Source organism: Clostridium sp. AM33-3, from assembly GCF_003480315.1.
Taxonomy (GTDB): domain Bacteria; phylum Bacillota; class Clostridia; order Lachnospirales; family Lachnospiraceae; genus Brotaphodocola.
Window position 1 is genome coordinate 33,275 of the sequence record NZ_QUIV01000019.1, and the last position, 20,637, is coordinate 53,911.

A 20,637-nucleotide genomic window follows, 5' to 3' on the forward strand; every position below is an offset into this window, starting at 1 on the left:
TTATGGCAAAGAAAGTTGTGCTTGTGACCGGCGCTTCCCGTGGGATCGGAAAGGCCATTGCCGTAAAATTCGCCAAGAAAGGCTACAACGTTATTATCAACTGCGCGCACCGCGAACAGGAGCTGATGCAGACTAAAAAAGAAATCGAAAGCTATCAGGTAACCTGTACCGCATTTCTCGGAGACATGGGGGATATGTCCGTCTGTGAGCAGATGTTTTCCATGATCCGTAAGCAATTTGGCTCTCTGGATGTACTTGTCAACAATGCCGGGATCGATTACATCGGCCTTCTTCAGGACATGTCTTCGGAAGACTGGGACCGCATCCTGCGCACCAATCTGACTTCCGTCTTTAACTGCTGCAAGCTGGCTATCCCGCTGATGCTTCCGGCCAGACACGGAAAGATCGTCAATATTTCTTCTGTCTGGGGCTGTGTAGGTGCCTCCTGTGAAGTTGCCTATTCCGCAACCAAGGGCGGCATCAACGCCTTCACAAAAGCGCTGGCCAAGGAACTGGCTCCCAGTAATATTCAGGTAAACGCAGTGGCCTGCGGCGCCATTGACACAGAAATGAACCAGTGGATGGAGGAAGACGAGCTGATCCAGCTTGTCGAGGAAATTCCGGCAGGACGCCTTGGGCGCGCGGAGGAGGTAGCAGACTTTGTCTATCACCTTGGTTACAAGGGTTCTTATCTGACCGGCCAGGTGATCGGCCTGGACGGCGGCTGGATCTGATACAAAGGAGACATATGGAATTCAAGCAACTGCAATCATTCGTCGCTGTCGTCGATTATGGCAGCTTTACGAAAGCCGGAACGTGATCCACATGGGTGCCTCCACGATTCCGTCCACCTATCTGCTGCCGGAGCTTCTTCCTGCCTACAAAAAGCTGTGTCCGGAAACCTATTTCAATATCCATCAAAGTGACAGCCAGGGCATTCTGGACAAAATTCTGGAAGGCAGCTTTAACCTGGGTCTGGTTGGCATGATCAGCGAAGATGACCGGTTCTGCTTTGAACCCTTCTACCAGGACCAGATGATGCTTATCACACAGAAAAACCACTATTTCCAGAAGCTTAAGGACAACTGCCTTCCCATAGAGCAGATTCTGCAGACCGAGGACCTGATCCTGCGGGAGGAAGGCAGCGGAAGCCGCAAATTTGTCTGCGAACTGCTGGAAAAGCTGAACATTCCAGAAAGCTCCCTGCAGGTCACCGCCCGCCTGAACGACCAGGAATCCATCAAAAATCTCGTTGCTAACGGTCTGGGAATTTCTGTCATATCAAAAGCGGCCGCCTGCAGCCCCGGATCGGATCAGAAACTTCTTGTTTTTGATCTTCCGATGGTTGCAGACAGCCGCAGCCTGTATCTGGTTTACCATAAGAATTTTATCTTAAAGCCTTATGTGCATCATTTTATGGAGTTTGTGATCAATTTTTACACCAGATCAAGATACTGATCCTCCAATCCGGGAGTTCTGATATCTCAGAAATATCAGAATTTTCGGATCGTATCATCCTCATCTCCAATATCTTCAATTTTCCTGATCTCCGCAAAATAGCTGTAACCGTTGTCCGTGGTAATCTCTACCCGGTCCCCCACCTTGTGGCGCAGAATAGCTTTGCCAAGAGGTGACTCAATGCTGACCATATTGTGCATGGAGTTGCCGCGGATGCTGGTGACCAGCTTGTAGGTCTCCTCTTCATCGTCATCCTCCATATAGAGGGTAACCGCCTTATTCAGACCGACCTCATCGGATCTTGACTCATCGGAGATCACAATTGCGTTTTTCAGCATATTCTCCAGATAACGGATGCGGCTTTCGTTCTGATTTTTATCCTTCTTTGCCGCATGATATTCAAAGTTCTCACTCAGATCTCCGTGGGCACGCGCTTCCTTGACTGCTTCCAGGCACTTAGGACGCACCTCCAGTTTCCGATGCTCAATCTCTGCCTGAATCTTTTCCACGTCTGATTTTGTCAGTTTTTCTCTCATGATCCCAGTCTCCTTCCTGTCCTTTATTATCAGCCGATACCGCCCATCAGCGCGCCGGCCACCAGTGCCACAAAGGCCGCCGGTACCAGCACATACTTTCCAAGCGGTACAAACCAGACACCAATCTCACGCTTTGCGCCGCGGTTGACTGCCTCCAAGGCAAATTCTTTTCCTGCCACCCAGAAGAACATGATACCCGCAAGCATAGCCCCTAACGGACAAATATAGATGGATACCACATCCATCCAGCCTGATACGATCCCCTGAATAAACAGTGCCACACCGCAGCCGAGCACCGCGATCACTGCAACCGCTGCCGGGCGTTTCAGACCGCAGCGCTCCTGCAGGGTTTCCACCGGAGCCTCGTACAGATTGACCAGGGAACTCATGCCGGCAAACAGGACACAGACATAAAATACCATGCCGCAGATTCTGCCGCCCGGCATGCCGTTAAATACGTTTAGCAGATAAATAAACATCAGACCCGGGCCTCCGGAGGACAACTCCGCCCCGCCTGCCGCCATGCCGGGAATGATCACAAAAGCAGCCAGCAGCGCCGCCAGTGTGTCAAAAAATGCCACATTTCTTGCCGAACCAGGAATATCCTCGGAATCACTTAAGTAGGAACCGTAAATAACTGTTCCATTTCCGGCAATAGACAGAGAAAAAAATGCCTGGCCAAACGCATAGATCCAAAGGCGTACATCCTTTAAGCCTGCCGGATCAATGGTAAAAATATAATGATAGCCGTTCTCAGAACCAGGCAGGGTAAAAATGTATGCGCCAAGTCCCAGAAACAGCACAAATAGCAGCGGCATCATTACCTTATTGGCTTTTTCAATTCCACCGGCAATACCAAAAGCCATGATGACTGCAGTTACCAGAACTGTGATGACAAGCCAGCTGTTATTTCCAAATCCGGAAGCAGTACCATCGAACAGACCACCAATGGCCCCCATATCCTGTCCCAGTGTATACAGATTTCCGCTAAGCGCCAGAAACGCATACTTGAAAATCCAGCCGACTACTACTGTATAACCGATTGCCAGCGCCATGGAGCCCAGAACCGGGATCATGCCGATCAGCTCTCCCGCCCGTTTCTTTCCGGTCCGAAGCTCTGTGCACATTCCAAATGCCTTGATGGGGCCGCTCTTGGCCGCACGTCCCAGCGCCATCTCCTCGATCACGCCGGTAGAAGCGATCAAAACCACAAACATCAAATAGGGAAGCAGAAATGTCATGCCACCCCAGTCTGAAACAATGTATGGAAAACGCCAGATATTTCCCATACCAACCGCCGAACCGATGCACGCAAGCACAAAACCGGTCCGGCTTTTAAAACCATCCCTCTCTTTCATTATAAAAACAAATCCCTTTCTGGTGTTAAACTCTGTTCATGCTGACAGGTATACTGATTCTATCATTAAGTAACGGGAATTTCAATCCTGCAAAACAACCGGCATCGGAATGCCGGCCATCCGCAATCACAAAAGTTTGCAGCAACCGGCTCGTCTGTTGTCAGATAAATCTTCCGGTTACGCTTTCCCTGCAGTTTACGATATCGTCCTGTGAGCCGCAGGCAACGATCCTGCCGCCGTCCTCACCGCCGTCCGGCCCCATATCCACAAGATAGTCTGCGGTGCGGATCACATCCAGATCATGCTCTATGACAATCACCGTTGCACCATTATCGATCAGGGTTGCAAAGACCTGAAGCAGGGTTTCTACGTCTTTCGGATGCAGACCAATGGTCGGCTCATCAAAAACAAAAACCGAATCCGTCTGTTTCCGGTCCATTTCGCTTGCCAGCTTTAAGCGCTGTGCCTCTCCACCGGAAAGTGACGGTGTTTCCTCCCCAAGGGTCAGATACCCAAGTCCCAGATCACGCAGGATTTCCAGCTTCGGTCTGACTGAATTCATGTGCCGGCAGTACTGCGCGGCAGCGTTGACATCCATATTCATCAGTTCCGGCAATGACCGTTCTTCTCCATCCTTGTTTGTATAACGGATCCGCTTCGCCTGTTTTCCATAGCGTGAACCACGACACTCCGGACATGGAATATCCACATCGGGCAAAAACTGGACATCCAGTGAGATCATACCGGTACCATCACAGACCGGACACCGCAGACTTCCCGTGTTGTAGGAAAAATCTCCGGCTTTATATCCAAGCCGTTTTGCCTCCGCTGTCCTGCCGTAAATCTTTCGCAGCTCATCATGCACATTCGCATAGGTGGCAACCGTTGAACGCACATTCACGCCGATCGGTGTTGCATCGATCAGCTTGATCTGATGAATTCCATTTGCATCGATCTTCCGGATATGCTCCGGCATACGTTTTCCGTAACAGACTGCCTCCAATGCGGGAACCAGGCTTTCCAGAACCAGCGTTGTCTTTCCAGAACCGGATACTCCGGTGATCACAGTCAGCCGGTGCTTTGGAATATCCACTGTCAGCGGCTTTACCGTATGGATCGATCCGGTTTCCATGTGGATGACTCCATCGGAAAAATCAGCTTTGTGCTTTGTCTTTTTTCCGGCAGTCTCTGCACCGGAGAGATACGGTCCGATGACCGAATCCGGGTTTTTTCCGATGTCACCGATCGTTCCTTTGGCGATCACCGTTCCTCCGTCCGCTCCGGCACCGCGTCCCATTTCCACCAGCCAGTCCGCTTCCTGCAGGATCTGTGTATCATGATCTACCAGCAGGACTGAATTGCCGTCCCGGACAAGATCATGCATCACACCGTTCAACCCCACAATATTTGCCGGATGCAAACCAATGGAAGGCTCGTCCAGAACATATAGAACGCCTGTTGTGCGGTTGCGCACAGCCCTTGCAAGCTGCATCCGCTGCCGTTCCCCCGTGGAGAGCGTGGAAGATGCCTGATCCAGTGTCAGATAGCCAAGCCCTAAATCCATGAGTCGAACAGCTGCTTCCAGATACGACTCACAAACAGCTTCCGCCATATTCCGCATCTCCTCCGGCAGAGCTTCCGGTACACGCTTCACCCAGGCAACAGACTCTTTCAGGGTCATCCTGCAGGCATCTGCCAGCGAAATCCCCATCAGTCTCGGCGCCCTGGCCTCTTCTGAAAGTCTTGTCCCATGACATTCCGGACAAATATCCTCCCGCAGGAATTTCTCAACCCTTTTCATGCCCTTTTCGTCCTTTACCTTATTCAGTGCATTGAGGACAGTTGCCGTGGCACTGTAATAGGTCATATCCAGTTCCCCGACCGCAGCGCTATTCTTATTCTTCGGGACATAGAAGATATGCTTCTTCTCCATCGGACCATCATAGACGATCTCCTTTTCCCGCTCTGTCAGGTCTTTGAACGGAACATTCGTGCGCACCCACATCTCCCGGCAGACATCTGTCATCAAAGACCACATCAGAGAATTCCATGGCGCAACGGCTCCCTCATCAATGGTTTTATTTTCATCCGGAATCAGTGTTGCACGGTCAACAGTCCGCACCATTCCCGTGCCGCTGCAGCATTTGCACGCCCCGGTGGAATTAAAGGCAAGCTCTTCTGCCCCCGGGGCATAAAAATGCTCCCCGCACTCCGGGCAGACTAATTCTCCATTCATCGCGGCAACATTGATGCTGGGCTTCAGGTAGTGGCCATTCGGACAGCGATGGCTGGCAAGGCGGGAGAACATCAGCCGCAGGCTGTTGAGCAGCTCTGTTGCTGTCCCGAAAGTCGAACGGATGCCAGGAACCGCCGGTCTCTGATGCAATGCCAACGCCGCCGGAACATACAGCACCTCATCCACATCCGCTCTCGATGCCTGCGTCATCCGCCGGCGCGTGTATGTAGAAAGAGATTCCAGATAACGTCTCGATCCTTCGGCATACAGCACCCCCAGCGCAAGAGAGCTTTTACCGGAGCCGGATACTCCGGCAATCCCGACAATCTCATTCAGCGGAATATCAACGCTGATATTTTTCAGATTATGGACTCTTGCGCCTCTGACTTCTATTTTGTCCGGTTTTTTGTCTTTCCCCATGTCAACACCTCCCAGATTTCTCAGGCATAGCAAAATAACAGGTCCTACATATTTACGAATCTCGAAGTATCTCCCACTACGCCCGTGATTTTTATGCTGTCGACTTCGACATGGCAGCTGTAGCAGACAATTTGGACACCTGCCCTGGCAGCCTTCACAAGTGCCTCCTTAAATTCCGGTTGCGCCCCCTCGTTTGGCAGCACACAATGAATGCCATTCATCTGAATCACAAAAGCAATTGAGCAATGGTAGCCTTCCTTTGCCGCCTTTGTCAGTTCCTGTAAGTGCTTCACGCCTCGCTCCGTCGGTGCGTCCGGAAACAATCCGGTCCCCGGATGCAAATCATCTGCCAGCGTGCAGCCCTTCACTTCAGTCAGAAATCTTTCGCCATTACTTTCCATGTAAAAATCAATTCTGGATTCTCCGTAAGTATATTCCGGTTTCACAAGATCGTAGTTCAGGCTCATTAACTGCTGTTTCATCAGCATATTCGGTGCCAGGCTGTCTATATTCACCCACTTCAGCCTTGGCTTATATACAGAAATCAGATCGTATGCACTCGGGATGAAATAATCGAGGTGCTGTTCATATTCTCACTTAATTCGCGTACAAAAATTCCGGCTGAGCCAAAACAGATTCCCGCAATAATTGGCATAATATTATAAATTTGTTTCATAATTTCACTTATACTCCTTCCATACGCAACAAATAGCGGAGTAAACTCAATTTTACAAACCTGCCAGCGCCAGGAATTTTTTATCTGACTGGACACTCTGTGTTAGAAACTGACCGTCCCGAAACAGGGCATAGGTCGTGACCGGTGCAGGTACATTCTGTGCAGATTCTTTGTCAGTAATATGGGTAGCCTTGAACGGGATACCATGCTCCTTCGCCGCCTCCTGCACCCTTGGCACCCAATAATAGGTATATGGACACTGATCGGTGTAATAGAGAACAAAACCTGCTTCCTTAATCACCGGATGTTTCGCACATTCCTTGAAATGCGGCGGCTGTGTGCCCGATTCAATTGGAAGATACATGAGATTGATCCCGCAGTCGGATATGTCTGCCGTACAAAACCCCTTATAAGTAAGGAATTTCGGGTCAGCGAGGAATTCCCGCTTCCGGCCCTCCGCACACAGAATACAAATACCTTTCTTTCCCTGCTCCTTAGCATCACGGATACACGCCTCCAGCAGATCATTCGAGTATCCGTGTCCCTTCATAGAACCGGATACCCATAGGCAGTTAATGTAAAGATAACCATCTGCCGCAATAGGAACCCAGGCATTTTCAGCCGGAATGTATTCGATAAAACATTTGCCGCGTTCTTCGCTGCGATAAAAAACAAGTCCATCATCAAAGCGTTGTCTCAGCCATTCCTTTTTTGCAACACTCTGCCTGCCGGACATGGCGCAGCAGATATGTTCCTTGTCAATATTTTCTTTTGTGATCCGAATATATTTCATCCGTTATTCCTCCAATGCTCTCAGTTTTACTTTCCCTTTTCCCATGAATGTGGTTTCTACCGCGCTTCGTTGTTCTTTCATTTTTGTTTTGGTAAGAGCAATTCATCGTACATTGCCTCAAACAGTTTCATAAAAAACGCTTTGCTATCAACCTCATCCACTAACAGCATTTCTTTTGCTGGAAAAGTGACTTCAAACTATTCAACCCCCTCCGGGTCGTCAGCATAGCGCACACCCGATAGCGCTTCGCAGCCACTGCATAGCCCTTGACCAAACCTGCCATGATCCAGCCCAGATAGACAATCTCCGCTCCTTCAAAAAAGGACGCAGCGCTTTTCTTCTTCGCCATCTTTCATGTTGTTCTCCCCTTCTTTCTGTAATCAGACTCAACCTTGGCAATAAAGCGATCAATATGTGTCGCCAGCAAAGAAGAAATGCTTAAACTCTACATCATCATAGATAACCTTGACTCCCAGAACTTTATCGAGATATTCCATGTCATCACCTGCAATCTTAACTCTTTTTCTGTGTTATAACTCTTTTTGAGTTAAGATACAATATTTGAGTTAAAACCTTCATGCGGAAAGAGTCCCTCTTTCTGTTTTCGTTTATTTCTGATCTTTAAAGATTTTTCACAAACAGTGCCCGGATAGCGTTGAGGACGGCTATAATCATCACGCCCACATCAGCAAACACGGCCAGCCACATATTGGCGAAGCCCAGAGCGACCAGCACGAGGCAGGCCAGTTTTACGCCGATGGCCACCACGATGTTCTGATAAACGATGCCAAGGCACTTGCTGGAGATTTTGATTGCTTTGGAGATCTGCAAGGGGTCATCATCCATTAGGACCACATCAGCAGCCTCAATGGCGGCGTCAGAACCCATGGCACCCATAGCGATGCCGATATCTGCCCGGCGAAGCACTGGGGCGTCGTTGATGCCATCTCCCACAAAAGCCAGTTTTTCTTTCTCTGGTTTGTTCTGAATCAACTGCTCCACTTTCTCCACCTTGTCAGCAGGAAGCAGTTCACTGTAAACCTCATCCAACTCCAAAGCGGAGGCCACACTGTCAGCCACCTTCTTGGCGTCACCAGTAAGCATCACAGTCTTGCGAACCCCAGCCGACTTTAATGCCTGGATGGCTTCCTTGGAGTGAGGCTTCACGATGTCGGAAATAACAATATGTCCGGCATATTTCCCGTCAATCGCCATGTGAATAATGGTGCCTACGCTGTGGCACGGAATAGCCTGGACCCCCAGACGATTCATGAGCTTGTCGTTACCAGCTGCCACCTGATGACCGTCCACCGTAGCGATGACACCGTTGCCGCTAAGTTCCTGAATGTCAGTCACCCGGCTGCGGTCGATTTCCATACCGTAGGCTTTCTGTAAGCTCTTGCTGATGGGATGGCTGGAAGCGCTCTCTGCCAGAGCGGCGTATTCCACCAGCTTGTGCTCATCCATCTCATTGTGATGGATCGCATTCACCTCAAATACGCCCTGAGTCAGTGTGCCGGTCTTGTCAAAGACCACGATCTTAGCCTGCGACAGGGTCTCCAGATAGTTGGACCCCTTCACCAGAACGCCCGCCTTACTGGCTCCGCCAATTCCTGCAAAGAAGGACAGAGGAATAGAGATGACCAGAGCACAAGGACAGCTGGCAACGAGGAAGGTCAGCGCCCGATAGATCCAGGTCTCCCAGTCTGCATCCAGTCCCATACCGAACATTCGCACCAAAGGAGGCAGAATTGCCAAGGCCAGTGCGGCATAACATACCGCAGGGGTGTAAATTTTTGCGAAGCGAGAGATAAAGTCCTCCGACTTGGACTTCCGGGAGGAAGCATTCTCCACCAGATCCAGAATCTTGGAGACAGTGGACTCGCCAAATTCCTTGGTGGTCTGGATATGGAGCAAGCCTGTCATATTGATACAGCCAGAGATGATCTCATCCCCGGTTTTGACCTCGCGGGGCAAGCTCTCGCCTGTGAGCGCGGCAGTGTTCAACGTCGATTCACCTTGAACCACCATACCGTCAATAGGAACTTTTTCGCCAGGCTGTACCACAATAATGGTGCCGATCCCCACTTCGTCCGGGTCCACCTGTTCCAGTTTTCCCTCCCGTTCGATATTGGCATAATCAGGACGGATGTCCATCAGATCACTGATGTTCCGGCGGCTCTTTCCCACGGCGTAGGACTGGAACCATTCGCCCACCTGGTAGAACAGCATCACCGCGATGGCCTCCAGATAGTCGCCGTTTTCATATATGGCCAGGGCAAGCGCACCCAGCGTAGCCACCGCCATCAGAAAGTGCTCATCGAACACCTGACCGTTGCGGATACCTTTTCCGGCTTTTTCCAGAATGTCGTAGCCAATGACCAGATAATCCAGCATGAACACAGCCAGACGTATCCAGCGGCCTGCCGCGCCAAACACTTCAAATGCGCCTGCGCCCAGGACCTGCAAAATTAACAGTAGAACCGCAGCAGTCAAAATCCGCCACAACATCACTTTTTGTTTTTTGGTCATACCGGCGGAGGGCCGCGTGCCGATGATCTGAAGGATCACGGCCAGCAGAGCCACCACGATCAGCAGACCGTTAATGATATACTCCTGCATTTCGTTTTACCTCTTTCACGATTGCTTATTCGTTTATTTGTCTAAGAGAAAGAATGCCCTGCAAGCTGCCGCTCAACAGGGCATTTCGTTTTGCTGGCTTACAGAAAGATCTCGCAGTCGGGTTCCACCTTCTTGCAGGCTTTGCGAACCTCCTGCATAACGACCTTGGGGTCCTGACCTTCCTCGAACTCCACGTTCATCTTGAGGGTCATAAAGTTCACCGTAGCGCTCTGTACGCCGTTGGTCTTGCGGGTGGCATCCTCCATCAGGTTGGCGCAGTTAGCGCAATCCACATCGATTTTGTAAGTCTTTTTCATTTTGAAAATCTCCTCTCTGAGTATTAACTTTGTGCCAAACAATTAAATCCTTATTTAATCGTATCTTCATCATACGCAGGAAAACCGTCCCCGTCAACGGTTTGAACCCATATCCTGCTATTTGGGAAAATGGTTCTTCTGTTTGGGCAAAATGCAGCTTTTATCGGCACATTCCAGTGCCTTGATAAGGGCAACATTTAATCGTTCCGTCTGCATTGTAGAGCGGGGAAAATCGAAAGGCAATGGACGGAGTACAAGTCCTTCCAAGAGGGATAAGAGAACTTCTGAATGGGTAAACAATGCTAAAAAAGGTTCTGACATGGAAGCACAGCTCCATGTCAGAACCCATTTATTTCACAAATTATTTTTGGGGGTTGCGTCGCCCGGTGTTTTCCGAGCCACGCACTTCCTCATGGTAAAAATAATCCACAATGACCGGGTGCCCAGGCTCTGCTCGTCCGTAGGGCAGCTCGTTGTCCACGAAGGGACAGCTGTTTTCTTTCGCCAGCCGTTCCGCTTGATCCTCCAAACCACGGAAGTAGCTTCTGTCTCTCTTGTTGTAGATAGCGTCGTACAGCGGAACCAAGTCAGGATGTTTTTTACGTATATAGTCAAGGATGTCTTTTTTGAATCCGCCTCGCAGGTTTAGATTTTCTAACCATATCAGGTCGCACTGATTTCTGACCTGATGGAAGATAGCCTCGAAATCCGTGATACCGGGAAAAACCGGAGCGATAAAACAGACAGTGCGAATGCCCGCATCATAGATCTGCTTCATGGCATCCAGCCGTCGCTTAATGCTGACGGCATTGTCCATATCGTTTTTGAAATCCTCGTCCAGCGTATTGATCGACCAGGAAACCGTGACCTTTCCCAGTTCTTTCAGGAGGTCGATGTCACGGATTACCAAGTCTGACTTGGTACAGATGAGAATTTCTGCCTCGCTGCCCCGGAGCTGTTCAAGAAGCTTTCGGGTGTTCTGAAACTGAGCCTCCTGGGGCAGATAGCCATCAGTCACCGAGCCGATGACTACGCGCTGTCCGGCGTATTTCCGGGGATTTTTGATTGCTGGCCAATGTTTCACATCCAGGAATGTACCCCACGGTTCGGTGTGCCCGGTAAATCGCTTCATAAACGAGGCGTAGCAGTATTTGCAGCCATGGGTACAGCCCACATAAGGATTGACGGAATAGCCGCCCACCGGCAAGGTGGATTTTGTCATAATATTTTTGGTTTCTATATCCTGAATCAGAATGCTGCTCTCTTTCACTTCTGCCATGTCTTCTGTTCCTCCAATACCCGGTAAAAAGCCGGGGGAAATTCTTGTACCATCTGTGCCTCTCCCATGATAGGAAGCAGATCTTCCTTCATAAATACAGGGATGCCAAGCGCATGGGCCTGATGTGTCAGATTCCACACCCATTCCGGTTTCGATACGACTTTGCCCTTCCTATGTCCGGTCTCAGTCCCAATGACGATCCACTCAATTCCGGTAAGGTCCACCATGCCAACATCATCAAACATAGGTTCAAAGGTCACATGATAGTGTCCGCCATGGATATGCTCCCGCAAAGTCTGGATACGGTTTTTCTCTTTACTGGAGGTAACAGTTACACCAAACCACGCATTCTCCAGGGTAGTGGAAAACACAATATCCTCCGGTCGCTTAGTCAAAAACAGATATTGATGCTGCGGATTTTCAGTCATCTTGGCAAATATCTGTTCCCGCCACTCTGTCTTCCAGTAGGAAAAATCGCTCATGCCGGTGAGCAGAAAATTCTGTGGGCGCTTTTTCTCCATCAGCCGCAGCTTATTGGGAAAAAACTCCGGCTTTTCAAAGTCGTCGATCATGTGAAACCGGCGGACATTGTTTCTGGCGTAGCAGTAGCTGCAACCAATCGTACAGCCGATCACCAGATTCATGTTCTGAATACAGTCTTTAATACAAACAGCCACTGCTGACGCCTCCTTTCCGTTTTAAAATTTAGCCTTCTACCGCAGGCGCAACTTTCCCGAAGCCGTTCCAGGCATACAGCCCATTCTTGTCCTCATCGCCCAGGAACTTGTCCACCTGACAGATGTGCAGGATATGGTCGCCCACCTCCACCGACTGCTGCAGGGTGGCCACCATCGCCAGACGGGTATCCACCGGAATCTGGATGTCACTGCCCTCCACAGCCATCATCTCGATGTTGTTGTCGGCCACCTTGTCGGTCTTGGCGCCGGTAGACGCTCCGCAGGCCATTACTGCGCCAGCCAGACTCTCACCGGGAACAGTGACGATGACTTTGCCGGTCTCCCGTACCTGCTTACCGGTATGAGACTGTTTGCCAGTGGCGAAGCCCACCATAGGCGGATTGAAGGAGAGGTAAGACACAAAGCAAATGGGAGCCAGGTTCGTAGAACCATCCTCCTTTTTAGAGCAGATCAGCGTCAGTGGATTGGGGGAGGTCAGAACAGTAGCCTCCATAATGTTCAGTTCTTTCATAAAATTCAGACCTTTCTAAGAAATTTCAGTCGTTGACTGCATGGTCAACCAGTGATATATTTATTATATCTGATAGCAATTTTTGTTCAAGTACGCAAATTATTTGTACCTGGTATCAAAAAATATACTGCAAAAAGACGAGGAAAGATCCAATTATGACTTACGAAGAATTCAAAGAAAAGGTTGGCAGTGTCATTCTAACCGGCGAGGGAAACTGCCCGGTCACGCCGGTGGTTCAAATGCTGCAAGGCAAGTGGAAACTCCAAATTCTCTATGAACTGTGCATCAAGTGCCCCATGCGGTTTGGGGAACTGAAAAAAGTTCTCAAACCCATTACCAATACAGCTCTGACCAACGCCCTGAAGGAGCTGGAAGCGGACGAATTGGTTCAGCGTATCCAATATAATGAAATGCCTCTGCGCGTGGAGTACTCCCTCACCGAGAAAGGACGGGATCTGCTGCCGGTCTTTTACGCCATTTCCCAATGGGGAATGAAATATATACCATGATTCTAACTATATTAATATCTGTATGATAATAGCCGTGAGGCATTGACAATTTGAGTCAACTTCCCGGCTTTTTTATGCATTCTCTACTGCTGCAAAAGATTCAGGAAGCAACCTGATTCATGAGAGTTGATAACTCCCACCGCCTGCAAATAGGCATAGATGATTATGGTCCCCACAAACTTCATGTCCCGCTTTTTCAAATCTTTTGAGATGGCATCCGATAATGGTGAGCTGACTTTGTCTACTTCTTGGATGATCTTTTCATCTGTCCAATGCCATAAGTATCGGTCAAAACTGCCCCACTCTTGCTGTATCTTTTGAAACACTTGTGCCTTGACCACTGCGGCTCGTATTTTCAGCCGGTTGCGAATATTTCAAACAGCATATGGTCATCGTGAACCGGTCTGCCCCATTCCTCGTCATGGTATCGCAGATAAGTGGTATTAGCCGGGTTCACCCAATGACATCGAATCTTTCCATCTGCCCACTGCATTCCTTACTCCGCCTCCAAGAGAAAAATAACAGGCCGGATGCCGTCTGGACAGGCGAACACACCAATCGTATCATCATTCAGCCAAGTGCCAGACGGCTGAACCAGTTCCCCCAAGGATAACTGACGCGCCATGGGAGCAATCACCTGCCAAGCAACGCCACACATCCCATCCGGTGGATTGATGCCATCGCTGTACAGCACTTGACCTTTCTGGTGAAAAGGACACTTTCCCAAATTGGGAATCGCATACTGTTCTGCCAGTTCCTGATCATATTCCGTCCGCAGCACGGTGATTTTAACCTTTTTATGCATTTGTATAGTCATTTTGAACCTGCTCCGAAATCGTCATGCCTCGCACGCCTCCCGGAGAGCAGGCAGCAGCTCATCCAGCCGTCCGTCCAGCCCGAAGGACTTCTCTTTGATATTGTCCACAATGTAGATCTCCCCCAGATTGATGGTCACATAAGTAGCATTTGGCTCGCCGGCCACCAGGCGCATCATCGGAGCCTTGATCAGCTGATTACGCCAGCCAATGCCCAGCTCCAGAACCACCAGTTTCTTCCCGTGGTAGGTTTTCAGAAAGTTTTGGAACCGTGCCTGGGCAGCGGTATCCGGAATCATTCTCTGACCCGCACCCATGTGGATGTCCATGGGACCTCCGCACTTGGGACAATGCGGCACCAATTCTGTAGGTACATGGCCGCCCTGTTCGGCAGCGGATAATTTTTCGGCCACCTCTAAACTTGAATAGAGGGTGTTGTGGCAGGGACGGGCACACTGCATCGTAAACCAGTTACCCTCAATCTCATAGATTTTCGTCGGATCGAAGCCGCACAGTTCAAAGTGACCTTCTCCGTTTGATGTGACGACAAAGTAATCTTTTTCTCCTACAATGGCCTTCAAATCGTTCATCACCGGCGTAGGCTGGTACTGCCCGCAGTAATGATGGATGAGCCGAGCCCAGAAGGCCCACTTTTCCTCCTCGCTGGACCATCCGGCCATCATACCCTGCAAAATACAATGTAAGCCGTATTTTTGTTTGAAATCTCCAAACAATTCATCAAAGGCTGCATTGTCTGCAAACAAATGCAGTCCTTCGGTGATGGACAGGCCGTTACTGGCCCCGATCAGGATAGCGTCCGCTTCTCTGAATTTTTCCGCAATAGGGTTCCAATCAATCATATTCGTTCGCTCCTTTTCTATTTTATGGTTGCTGCGATGGATCGCTCCTGTCGGAGGGCAGCTAGAGTTTCCGCCAAATCTCCTTGCAGATACAGGCTGCATCCCCGCAGATGCTCTGGCCTATGAGCTGCCTCTCGATTAAGACATGCATAAAAAACGTTTTCGTTTTTAGCAGTAAGTTCCCAGAAGGGTAGTTTGATGATACTGGGTGTCATCTCCCCCACGCCCAGCTCCAATAGCAAAATATTTTTTTTCGTCTGCTCCAGCAGCCAGCGCCGGAGGAAAGCATGGTAGCGGTCTAGGCTATCCTGCCAGAAGGTTCCCTCCAGAAAGGTATCATCTCGTACCCAGGGCACCAGCACCCGCCCGCAATCCGGGCAACGAGGAACAGCCTCCTCCGGCAGGCGAACGCCTGCCAAGCAACCAGTCAGCTCCTTCACTAGCTCGCGGTTTTCCCAAATATCATCCCGGCAGGGCTGACTGCATTGGCAGTAGCTAAAGTCTCCCTGAAAGGCGCAAATTTGTTTCTGGGGAAATACCCGAAAAAACTGCTGATCCACATTGGTGGTCAGAACAAAGGCAGGTTTGTCCGCAACAAGCGCCTGCAGGTCCAGATAGGGCTTCCCAGTAGGGGCTTCCCACAGGAAGCGGATATATTGGCTGTAATACCCCCACTGTTCCCCATAGCTGGAAAAGCAATGGTAGAATCCAGCCAGCGGAGAGGTAAAGCCATACTGTTCGCGAAAGGGAGCCAATGCCTCCGAAAGTGCCGGGGACCAATGGTAGTGGTCGTATCCGGCTGCGCTTGACAGACCGGAGCCGCCTCCGATCACAACGGCATCTGCTTGATCAATACGCTCGGCAAGTTCCTGAATCACCGCTTGGTTTCCAACCCTCATTGATCGTTATCTCCGCTGTTCACGGTGTCCCGTGCATCCCGTAGCACTTGAGCAATGTCGGCCACAATGGTCATGCCCTTGTCCTCCAACTGCTTGGGCAGGAAGCTATACTTGTTGTTGACAGCAATATATCGAGCATGGGGAAATCTGAGAGTCAGGTTCCAGAAAGGCTCCTGGATAAACATGGGAGTCATTCGGCCAACGCCCAGCTCCAGAAATAGAATCTTGCTGTCTTTGTGTTCCAGAACATAGCGAGAAATTTTTTCGTACTGTTCTTCATATTTCTTTCCTTGCAGGAAATTCCCATATCCTCGCACCCAGGGGAATGCCTCACCGCCGCAGTGAGGGCACCGGGGAATGAGATCCGTGGGAATCTTCGTGCCATCCCCCATAGCGGCTACCATATCAACCACTGGCTTTACCGCATCCCAGGTGTCATCGGTACAACAGGCGGCACACTGGAAGAAGCGGTGATCCCCCTGGATCTCCGCCACCTTCTCCTCCGGGTAGAGTTTGACAAACTGGGTATCCTGGTTAGTGGTGAGGATAAAGAAGTCCTTGCCTTTCAGCAAAGCGTCTAAATCCAAATAGGAATGACGCACAGGTGCGGTCTGGGTGGTGTGAAGGAAGGTGGCGAGATACCCCCAATACTCCTCCCTTGTCTTCCAGGGGTGCATCATCCCTGCAAAAGCACCTTTGAAGTGGTATTTCTCGGCAAAAGGCCGGAAGTATTTGCGGTAGGAGTCGTTGTCCTCGTAGTAAAAATCTCCGCCACCGGCAGCGGACAGGCCGGAGGCCCCGCCCACTACCACACAGTCAGCTTCCTTTATCTCCTGTACCAAACGATGGATCTGTTCGCTATACGGCAGCGGCTTTTTGTCAGTCAGCTGATAAGGCGTACTGCCGGAAGCATAGATATGATAGTACTTGGAGTAATTCATCTGGGTCTGCATGACCAAATCATCATAGAAGTTCATTGTCACCATTCCTTTCGAGTTGGTGTTATTTTTATTCTTACTTCAAATCATATTAACATCCTCTTGCATCACTGTCAATATGCTGTTATAATAAAAATAACATCAAAACAAAAAGGAGATCAGGCCATGAAATATCCCACCCGCCTTAGCGATGCTGTTCATATTCTGGCTTTTATCGCTCTGTACCCAGACTGCGACCTGACCAGTAACAAGCTGGCAGAGAGCGTTCAGACGAATCCTGCCTATGTGCGCCAGCTCATGTCCGCCTTGCGGAAGGGAGGACTGCTGGTCAGCGTGAAGGGACATCCCCGACCCGCTCTGGCACGTGAGCCGGAGAAAATCACTCTGCTGGATGCCTATCGGGCAGTAGAGGGCAACAAGCCCCTGCTCCATCAGGACATCCACACCAACCCCGCTTGTGGCGTGGGTGTAAATATCCAACTGGTGCTGCGGGATTTTTACTTGGACATTCAAAAAACAGCGGAACAAAAAATGCAGGAAATCACGCTGAAAGATGTACTGGAACAATATCACATGAAGTTAGAAGGGACGCTCTTGCAGCGTTTATGACGGATTGATTTTCAGAAACTCTTCCATTGGGGACAAAAATTCTTCTGAACGGGAAATACAGAACCTCCTTGCGGGACTATACTGAGAACCGGAGAAACCTATACCCCGTGGATTCCATACAGACATCATGACAATTATTGTCGAGAAGCCATTGACTGAACTGCCACACAATTAAACTAAGGTGCTTAAACAATTCTTAATGTACGGATTCGTAATACCACTTATTTGTGCTTGAAAAGGCAGAACTTACACTGATTAATATGCTGTCCAAAGCGAAGGAAGTTATTACAACTTCTCCTCCCGTGCTTTGTAGTGTAGCTTCTTGCAAACTATTTTACAGCACATCGTAGAGAGTTGAAATACTTTCATTACTTTTGAAATTTTCAAACCAGAAACATCTCAGAAGTAAAGTTTCTTTTCTCTCCGGTCTATGATAAGATAGACTTCAAGGAGGAGTACTAAATGATTCAGAACCACTTACCCCACGACCACGGACAAACTATCGAGCAGGAACTGGAACATATGCCCAGTGTAGAAAACTTTCAAACCGTAGCTGATATTTTCAAGCAGCTGGGGGATGGCAGCCGTATTCGCATTTTTTGGTTGCTTTGCCACTGTGAGGAATGTGTTATCAATCTTTCAGCCATGGTAGATATGAGCAGTCCTGCAGTTTCTCACCATCTCAAGCAGTTGAAATCAGCAGGTCTGATCGTTAGCCGCCGGGACGGAAAAGAGGTCTATTATAAGGCGGCTGATACCGAGCAGGCCCGAAATTTTCATCACATGATTGAGTGGCTTGTAAAAATCGCCTGTCCGTCGCAAGTAGAAAAACAAAAAGGAACGCCATGAAAAAAGAAGAATCCAAAGTTATCGCTCAAAAACTTCAAAAGATTCCAAACGGCACCCTCGCCTTGAAGCATTGCCGGGCTGGTGAAACGGGTACCACACTCTTTGGAGAACAGTTTCGAGCGGTTACCGCTGGAAAAGGGTGTATGGAGACATATGAAACTTTTCCTGGAATAGAGGTATCCTTCAATATTTTTCTTGCTTCAGAGGTCAAGTTTCGGCACGATGCTTCGGATTCTGTTTTAGAAATTTACTATTGTCGCAGTGGTCGCGTGGGTTGGAATATGCAAGGCGGTACTGCCGTCTATTTAGGTGCAGGTGATGTGACTGCGCACAGCATGGCCTGCTGCGCAGATTCCGCCATGATGCTTCCCCTAGGATATTCAGAGGGGATTTCTATTTCCGTGGATTTGAAACAGCTCTCTTCCATTTGCCCGGAAGTTTTAAAGAATGCCGGTGTGGAGGCAGACCAGTTACGGGATCGATTTTGCTCCGGAAAGCCATCCGCAATCCCGTCCTGTTCCGATTTAGAGCACATTTTTGCCCCACTCTTTTCTGCTCCTGTGTCCGTTCGAATTTCCCTCTTGAAATTGAAGGTGCTGGAAATTTTGATTTATTTGAGCAACATGAAATCGGAGCATAAAGAATTGACTCAATACTTCTCCCAGCAAACCGAATTGATAAAAGAAATTCATCAACAGTTGACAGAGCACTTGGATCAACGATTTACGATTGCAGAACTTTCCAAACAGTATTTGATAAATACCTCCACTCTAAAGGAAATATTCAAGGCAGTCTACGGCCAGCCTATCGCCACCTATATGAAGGAATTTCGAGCGCGTCAGGCTATGAAATTATTGCGGGAAACAAATGACACTATCGCGGATATTGCTTCCCAGGTAGGCTACCAAACCCAGGGAAAGTTTTCAAGCGCTTTTCAGTCTATCGTCAAAATGTCACCCAGAGAATACAGAAAAATCCAGGGTATAGCTCCATCGGATTCCTTTAGCAAAACACTGTAATGAAAAATTCCGGAATTTGTTAATTAGAATTGCTCTCAAAGCAACAATTATCTTAACATTCCTCCTTTTTCAAATTTTAAAATTATACAATCTGGAAGTTGTCACTCTGTCAGTCGATTCTCCTCGCCCCAGACACAGAGCTGATCCAGCACAGTCATCAGCGTTTTTCCTCGTTCCGAAAGCGTATATTCCACCTTCGGCGGGATCTGCGGATACTCGGTGCGGACGATCAGTTTATCCGCTTCCAGCTCCTTGAGATTCATGCTGAGAGTTTTGTCGGAAATGGTTTTCAGATACCGTTTCAACTCATTGAATCGCACCGTCTCAAACTCCATCAGGCAGTAAAGAATGACCATCTTGTGCTTGCCGGAGATCAGCGACAACGTGTAGGCAAAGCCGGTATCTTCGAAATTGGCGTTCTCAATATAGTTCTGTATCATTCACTTTCTCCTAAGATAGTACCTGTTATAATTACCAGTACTTGAATTTACAATTTGCGTGGATATAATTATAAGCAGGATGAACAGTCCTGTCAATATGATCACAAGGAGGAGTTATCATGAGAACAAAACTGAAAATTACCGAAGGCATTTTCCCCATGCCTGTTCTGATGGTTGCAACTTACAACGAGGACGGCAGCGTCAATGTCATGAATGCCGCATGGGGCACCATGCAGGAGCGAGACTCCGTTGTTCTGAACCTCACCGAGACACACAAGACCGTACAGAACATCAAGGCACGGGGAGCATTCACCGTCAGCATTGCCGATGCTGCCCACATAGTGGAAGCAGACTATTTCGGCGTAGAGTCCGGCAATAAAGTTGCCGATAAATTTGCCCGCAGCGGTCTGACAGCCAGTAAAGCAGAAACTGTAGATGCCCCTGTCATCAACGAGTTCCCGATCTGCCTAGAGTGCAGGTTCATCGAGTATCAGAACAATGAATACGGATGCGGCGTCATCGGCAAGGTTGTCAATGTTACTGCCGATGAAAGCGTTATAGTGGATGGAAAAATTGATATGTCTAAGGTCAACGCCATCGCATTTGACCCCTACACCCACGGCTATTATAAAGTCACCGAGCGTGTGGGCGAAGCATTCCGAGATGGCTTAAAGCTGAAAAAGTAAGGTGTGCAGAAAAGGAGCTGTCGCATAAGCGAAGGCTCCTTCTTAAAATATGGGAGTATCCCAAAGTTTGTGTAAACCTCCAAACTGATGTAAGATAAAATTACTCAGT

Annotated in this window: 23 protein-coding genes and 1 pseudogene; 7 read left to right on the top strand and 17 right to left on the bottom strand. The window is 49.1% G+C overall.

Going from position 1 to position 20,637, the window contains the following annotated elements; genetic code table 11:
- Positions 1-2 precede the first annotated feature (2 nt).
- A complete protein-coding gene (locus DW819_RS11345; RefSeq protein ID WP_118733386.1) occupies positions 3-734 on the top strand; it encodes an SDR family oxidoreductase in 732 nt (243 codons plus the stop codon).
- An 82-nt stretch (positions 735-816) separates the two neighbouring features.
- Entirely contained in the window at positions 817-1,458 is a 642-nt protein-coding gene (locus tag DW819_RS11350; protein ID WP_147353173.1) for a LysR substrate-binding domain-containing protein, read from the top strand.
- 35 nt (positions 1,459-1,493) lie between these two features.
- Here DW819_RS11350 and greA read toward each other — a convergent pair whose 3' ends face one another.
- From greA to DW819_RS11410, 11 genes are all read right to left on the bottom strand, one after another.
- A complete protein-coding gene (greA, locus tag DW819_RS11355; RefSeq protein WP_118733388.1) occupies positions 1,494-1,994 on the bottom strand; it encodes a transcription elongation factor GreA in 501 nt (166 codons plus the stop codon).
- Positions 1,995-2,023: 29 nt separating this feature from the next.
- Complete coding sequence (locus DW819_RS11360; RefSeq protein ID WP_118733389.1) at positions 2,024-3,352, bottom strand: sodium-dependent transporter; 1,329 nt, start codon at positions 3,350-3,352, stop codon at positions 2,024-2,026.
- A 160-nt stretch (positions 3,353-3,512) separates the two neighbouring features.
- Positions 3,513-6,008: an excinuclease ABC subunit UvrA gene (locus tag DW819_RS11365; protein WP_118733390.1), complete on the bottom strand. Its 2,496-nt coding sequence runs from the start codon at positions 6,006-6,008 to the stop codon at positions 3,513-3,515.
- A gap of 44 nt (positions 6,009-6,052) precedes the next feature.
- On the bottom strand, positions 6,053-6,523 hold the full coding sequence (locus DW819_RS11370; RefSeq protein WP_243025815.1) for a DNA/RNA nuclease SfsA: 471 nt from the start codon (positions 6,521-6,523) through the stop codon (positions 6,053-6,055).
- Between the two features lie 213 nt (positions 6,524-6,736).
- Complete coding sequence (locus tag DW819_RS11375; RefSeq protein ID WP_118733392.1) at positions 6,737-7,477, bottom strand: GNAT family N-acetyltransferase; 741 nt, start codon at positions 7,475-7,477, stop codon at positions 6,737-6,739.
- Between the two features lie 160 nt (positions 7,478-7,637).
- A complete protein-coding gene (locus tag DW819_RS11385) occupies positions 7,638-7,826 on the bottom strand; it encodes a hypothetical protein (protein ID WP_118733393.1) in 189 nt (62 codons plus the stop codon).
- Between the two features lie 272 nt (positions 7,827-8,098).
- Complete coding sequence (locus DW819_RS11390; RefSeq protein ID WP_118733394.1) at positions 8,099-10,099, bottom strand: heavy metal translocating P-type ATPase; 2,001 nt, start codon at positions 10,097-10,099, stop codon at positions 8,099-8,101.
- Between the two features lie 98 nt (positions 10,100-10,197).
- Positions 10,198-10,416 carry a cation transporter gene (locus DW819_RS11395; RefSeq protein WP_118733395.1) on the bottom strand — a complete coding sequence of 73 codons (219 nt, stop codon included), beginning with the start codon at positions 10,414-10,416 and terminating at the stop codon, positions 10,198-10,200.
- 361 nt (positions 10,417-10,777) lie between these two features.
- Positions 10,778-11,695 carry a radical SAM mobile pair protein B gene (locus DW819_RS11400; protein WP_118733396.1) on the bottom strand — a complete coding sequence of 306 codons (918 nt, stop codon included), beginning with the start codon at positions 11,693-11,695 and terminating at the stop codon, positions 10,778-10,780.
- Complete coding sequence (locus DW819_RS11405) at positions 11,683-12,372, bottom strand: radical SAM mobile pair protein A (RefSeq protein ID WP_118561304.1); 690 nt, start codon at positions 12,370-12,372, stop codon at positions 11,683-11,685. Before DW819_RS11405 ends, DW819_RS11400 begins: the two co-directional genes overlap by 13 nt.
- A gap of 28 nt (positions 12,373-12,400) precedes the next feature.
- Positions 12,401-12,904, bottom strand: coding sequence for a flavin reductase family protein (locus tag DW819_RS11410; protein WP_118733397.1), 504 nt, complete (start codon positions 12,902-12,904; stop codon positions 12,401-12,403).
- Positions 12,905-13,059: 155 nt separating this feature from the next.
- Between DW819_RS11410 and DW819_RS11415 the strand changes: the two genes are divergently transcribed.
- Positions 13,060-13,413 (top strand): helix-turn-helix domain-containing protein, encoded by a 354-nt coding sequence (locus DW819_RS11415; protein ID WP_055187091.1) that lies wholly within the window; start codon positions 13,060-13,062, stop codon positions 13,411-13,413.
- 83 nt (positions 13,414-13,496) lie between these two features.
- Here DW819_RS11415 and DW819_RS11420 read toward each other — a convergent pair.
- From DW819_RS11420 to DW819_RS11440, 5 genes and pseudogenes are all read right to left on the bottom strand, one after another.
- Positions 13,497-13,906: pseudogene (locus DW819_RS11420) on the bottom strand (DNA-3-methyladenine glycosylase I).
- A 3-nt stretch (positions 13,907-13,909) separates the two neighbouring features.
- Positions 13,910-14,230, bottom strand: a complete 321-nt coding sequence (locus DW819_RS11425; protein ID WP_118733398.1) for a TIGR04076 family protein — start codon at positions 14,228-14,230, stop codon at positions 13,910-13,912.
- Between the two features lie 21 nt (positions 14,231-14,251).
- The gene (locus tag DW819_RS11430) at positions 14,252-15,088 is read right to left on the bottom strand and encodes an NAD-dependent protein deacetylase, SIR2 family (protein ID WP_118733399.1); all 837 of its coding nucleotides are present in this window, start codon (positions 15,086-15,088) and stop codon (positions 14,252-14,254) included.
- Positions 15,089-15,105: 17 nt separating this feature from the next.
- Positions 15,106-15,987, bottom strand: coding sequence for an NAD-dependent protein deacetylase, SIR2 family (locus tag DW819_RS11435; protein WP_118733400.1), 882 nt, complete (start codon positions 15,985-15,987; stop codon positions 15,106-15,108).
- A complete protein-coding gene (locus DW819_RS11440; RefSeq protein ID WP_182432636.1) occupies positions 15,984-16,964 on the bottom strand; it encodes an NAD-dependent protein deacetylase in 981 nt (326 codons plus the stop codon). The genes DW819_RS11435 and DW819_RS11440 overlap by 4 nt, the downstream gene beginning before the upstream one ends.
- A 126-nt stretch (positions 16,965-17,090) precedes the next feature.
- Here DW819_RS11440 and DW819_RS11445 point away from each other — a divergent pair, with 126 nt between their 5' ends.
- From DW819_RS11445 to DW819_RS11455, 3 genes are all read left to right on the top strand, one after another.
- A complete protein-coding gene (locus DW819_RS11445) occupies positions 17,091-17,534 on the top strand; it encodes an Rrf2 family transcriptional regulator (RefSeq protein WP_118733402.1) in 444 nt (147 codons plus the stop codon).
- Between the two features lie 462 nt (positions 17,535-17,996).
- Positions 17,997-18,383: a metalloregulator ArsR/SmtB family transcription factor gene (locus DW819_RS11450; RefSeq protein WP_118733403.1), complete on the top strand. Its 387-nt coding sequence runs from the start codon at positions 17,997-17,999 to the stop codon at positions 18,381-18,383.
- The gene (locus tag DW819_RS11455; protein ID WP_118733404.1) at positions 18,380-19,402 is read left to right on the top strand and encodes an AraC family transcriptional regulator; all 1,023 of its coding nucleotides are present in this window, start codon (positions 18,380-18,382) and stop codon (positions 19,400-19,402) included. Before DW819_RS11450 ends, DW819_RS11455 begins: the two co-directional genes overlap by 4 nt.
- Before the next feature lie 101 nt (positions 19,403-19,503).
- Here DW819_RS11455 and DW819_RS11460 read toward each other — a convergent pair whose 3' ends face one another.
- Positions 19,504-19,842, bottom strand: a complete 339-nt coding sequence (locus tag DW819_RS11460) for a helix-turn-helix domain-containing protein (RefSeq protein ID WP_118733405.1) — start codon at positions 19,840-19,842, stop codon at positions 19,504-19,506.
- 119 nt (positions 19,843-19,961) lie between these two features.
- Between DW819_RS11460 and DW819_RS11465 the strand changes: the two genes are divergently transcribed.
- Complete coding sequence (locus DW819_RS11465; RefSeq protein WP_118733406.1) at positions 19,962-20,528, top strand: flavin reductase family protein; 567 nt, start codon at positions 19,962-19,964, stop codon at positions 20,526-20,528.
- Positions 20,529-20,637 lie beyond the last annotated feature (109 nt).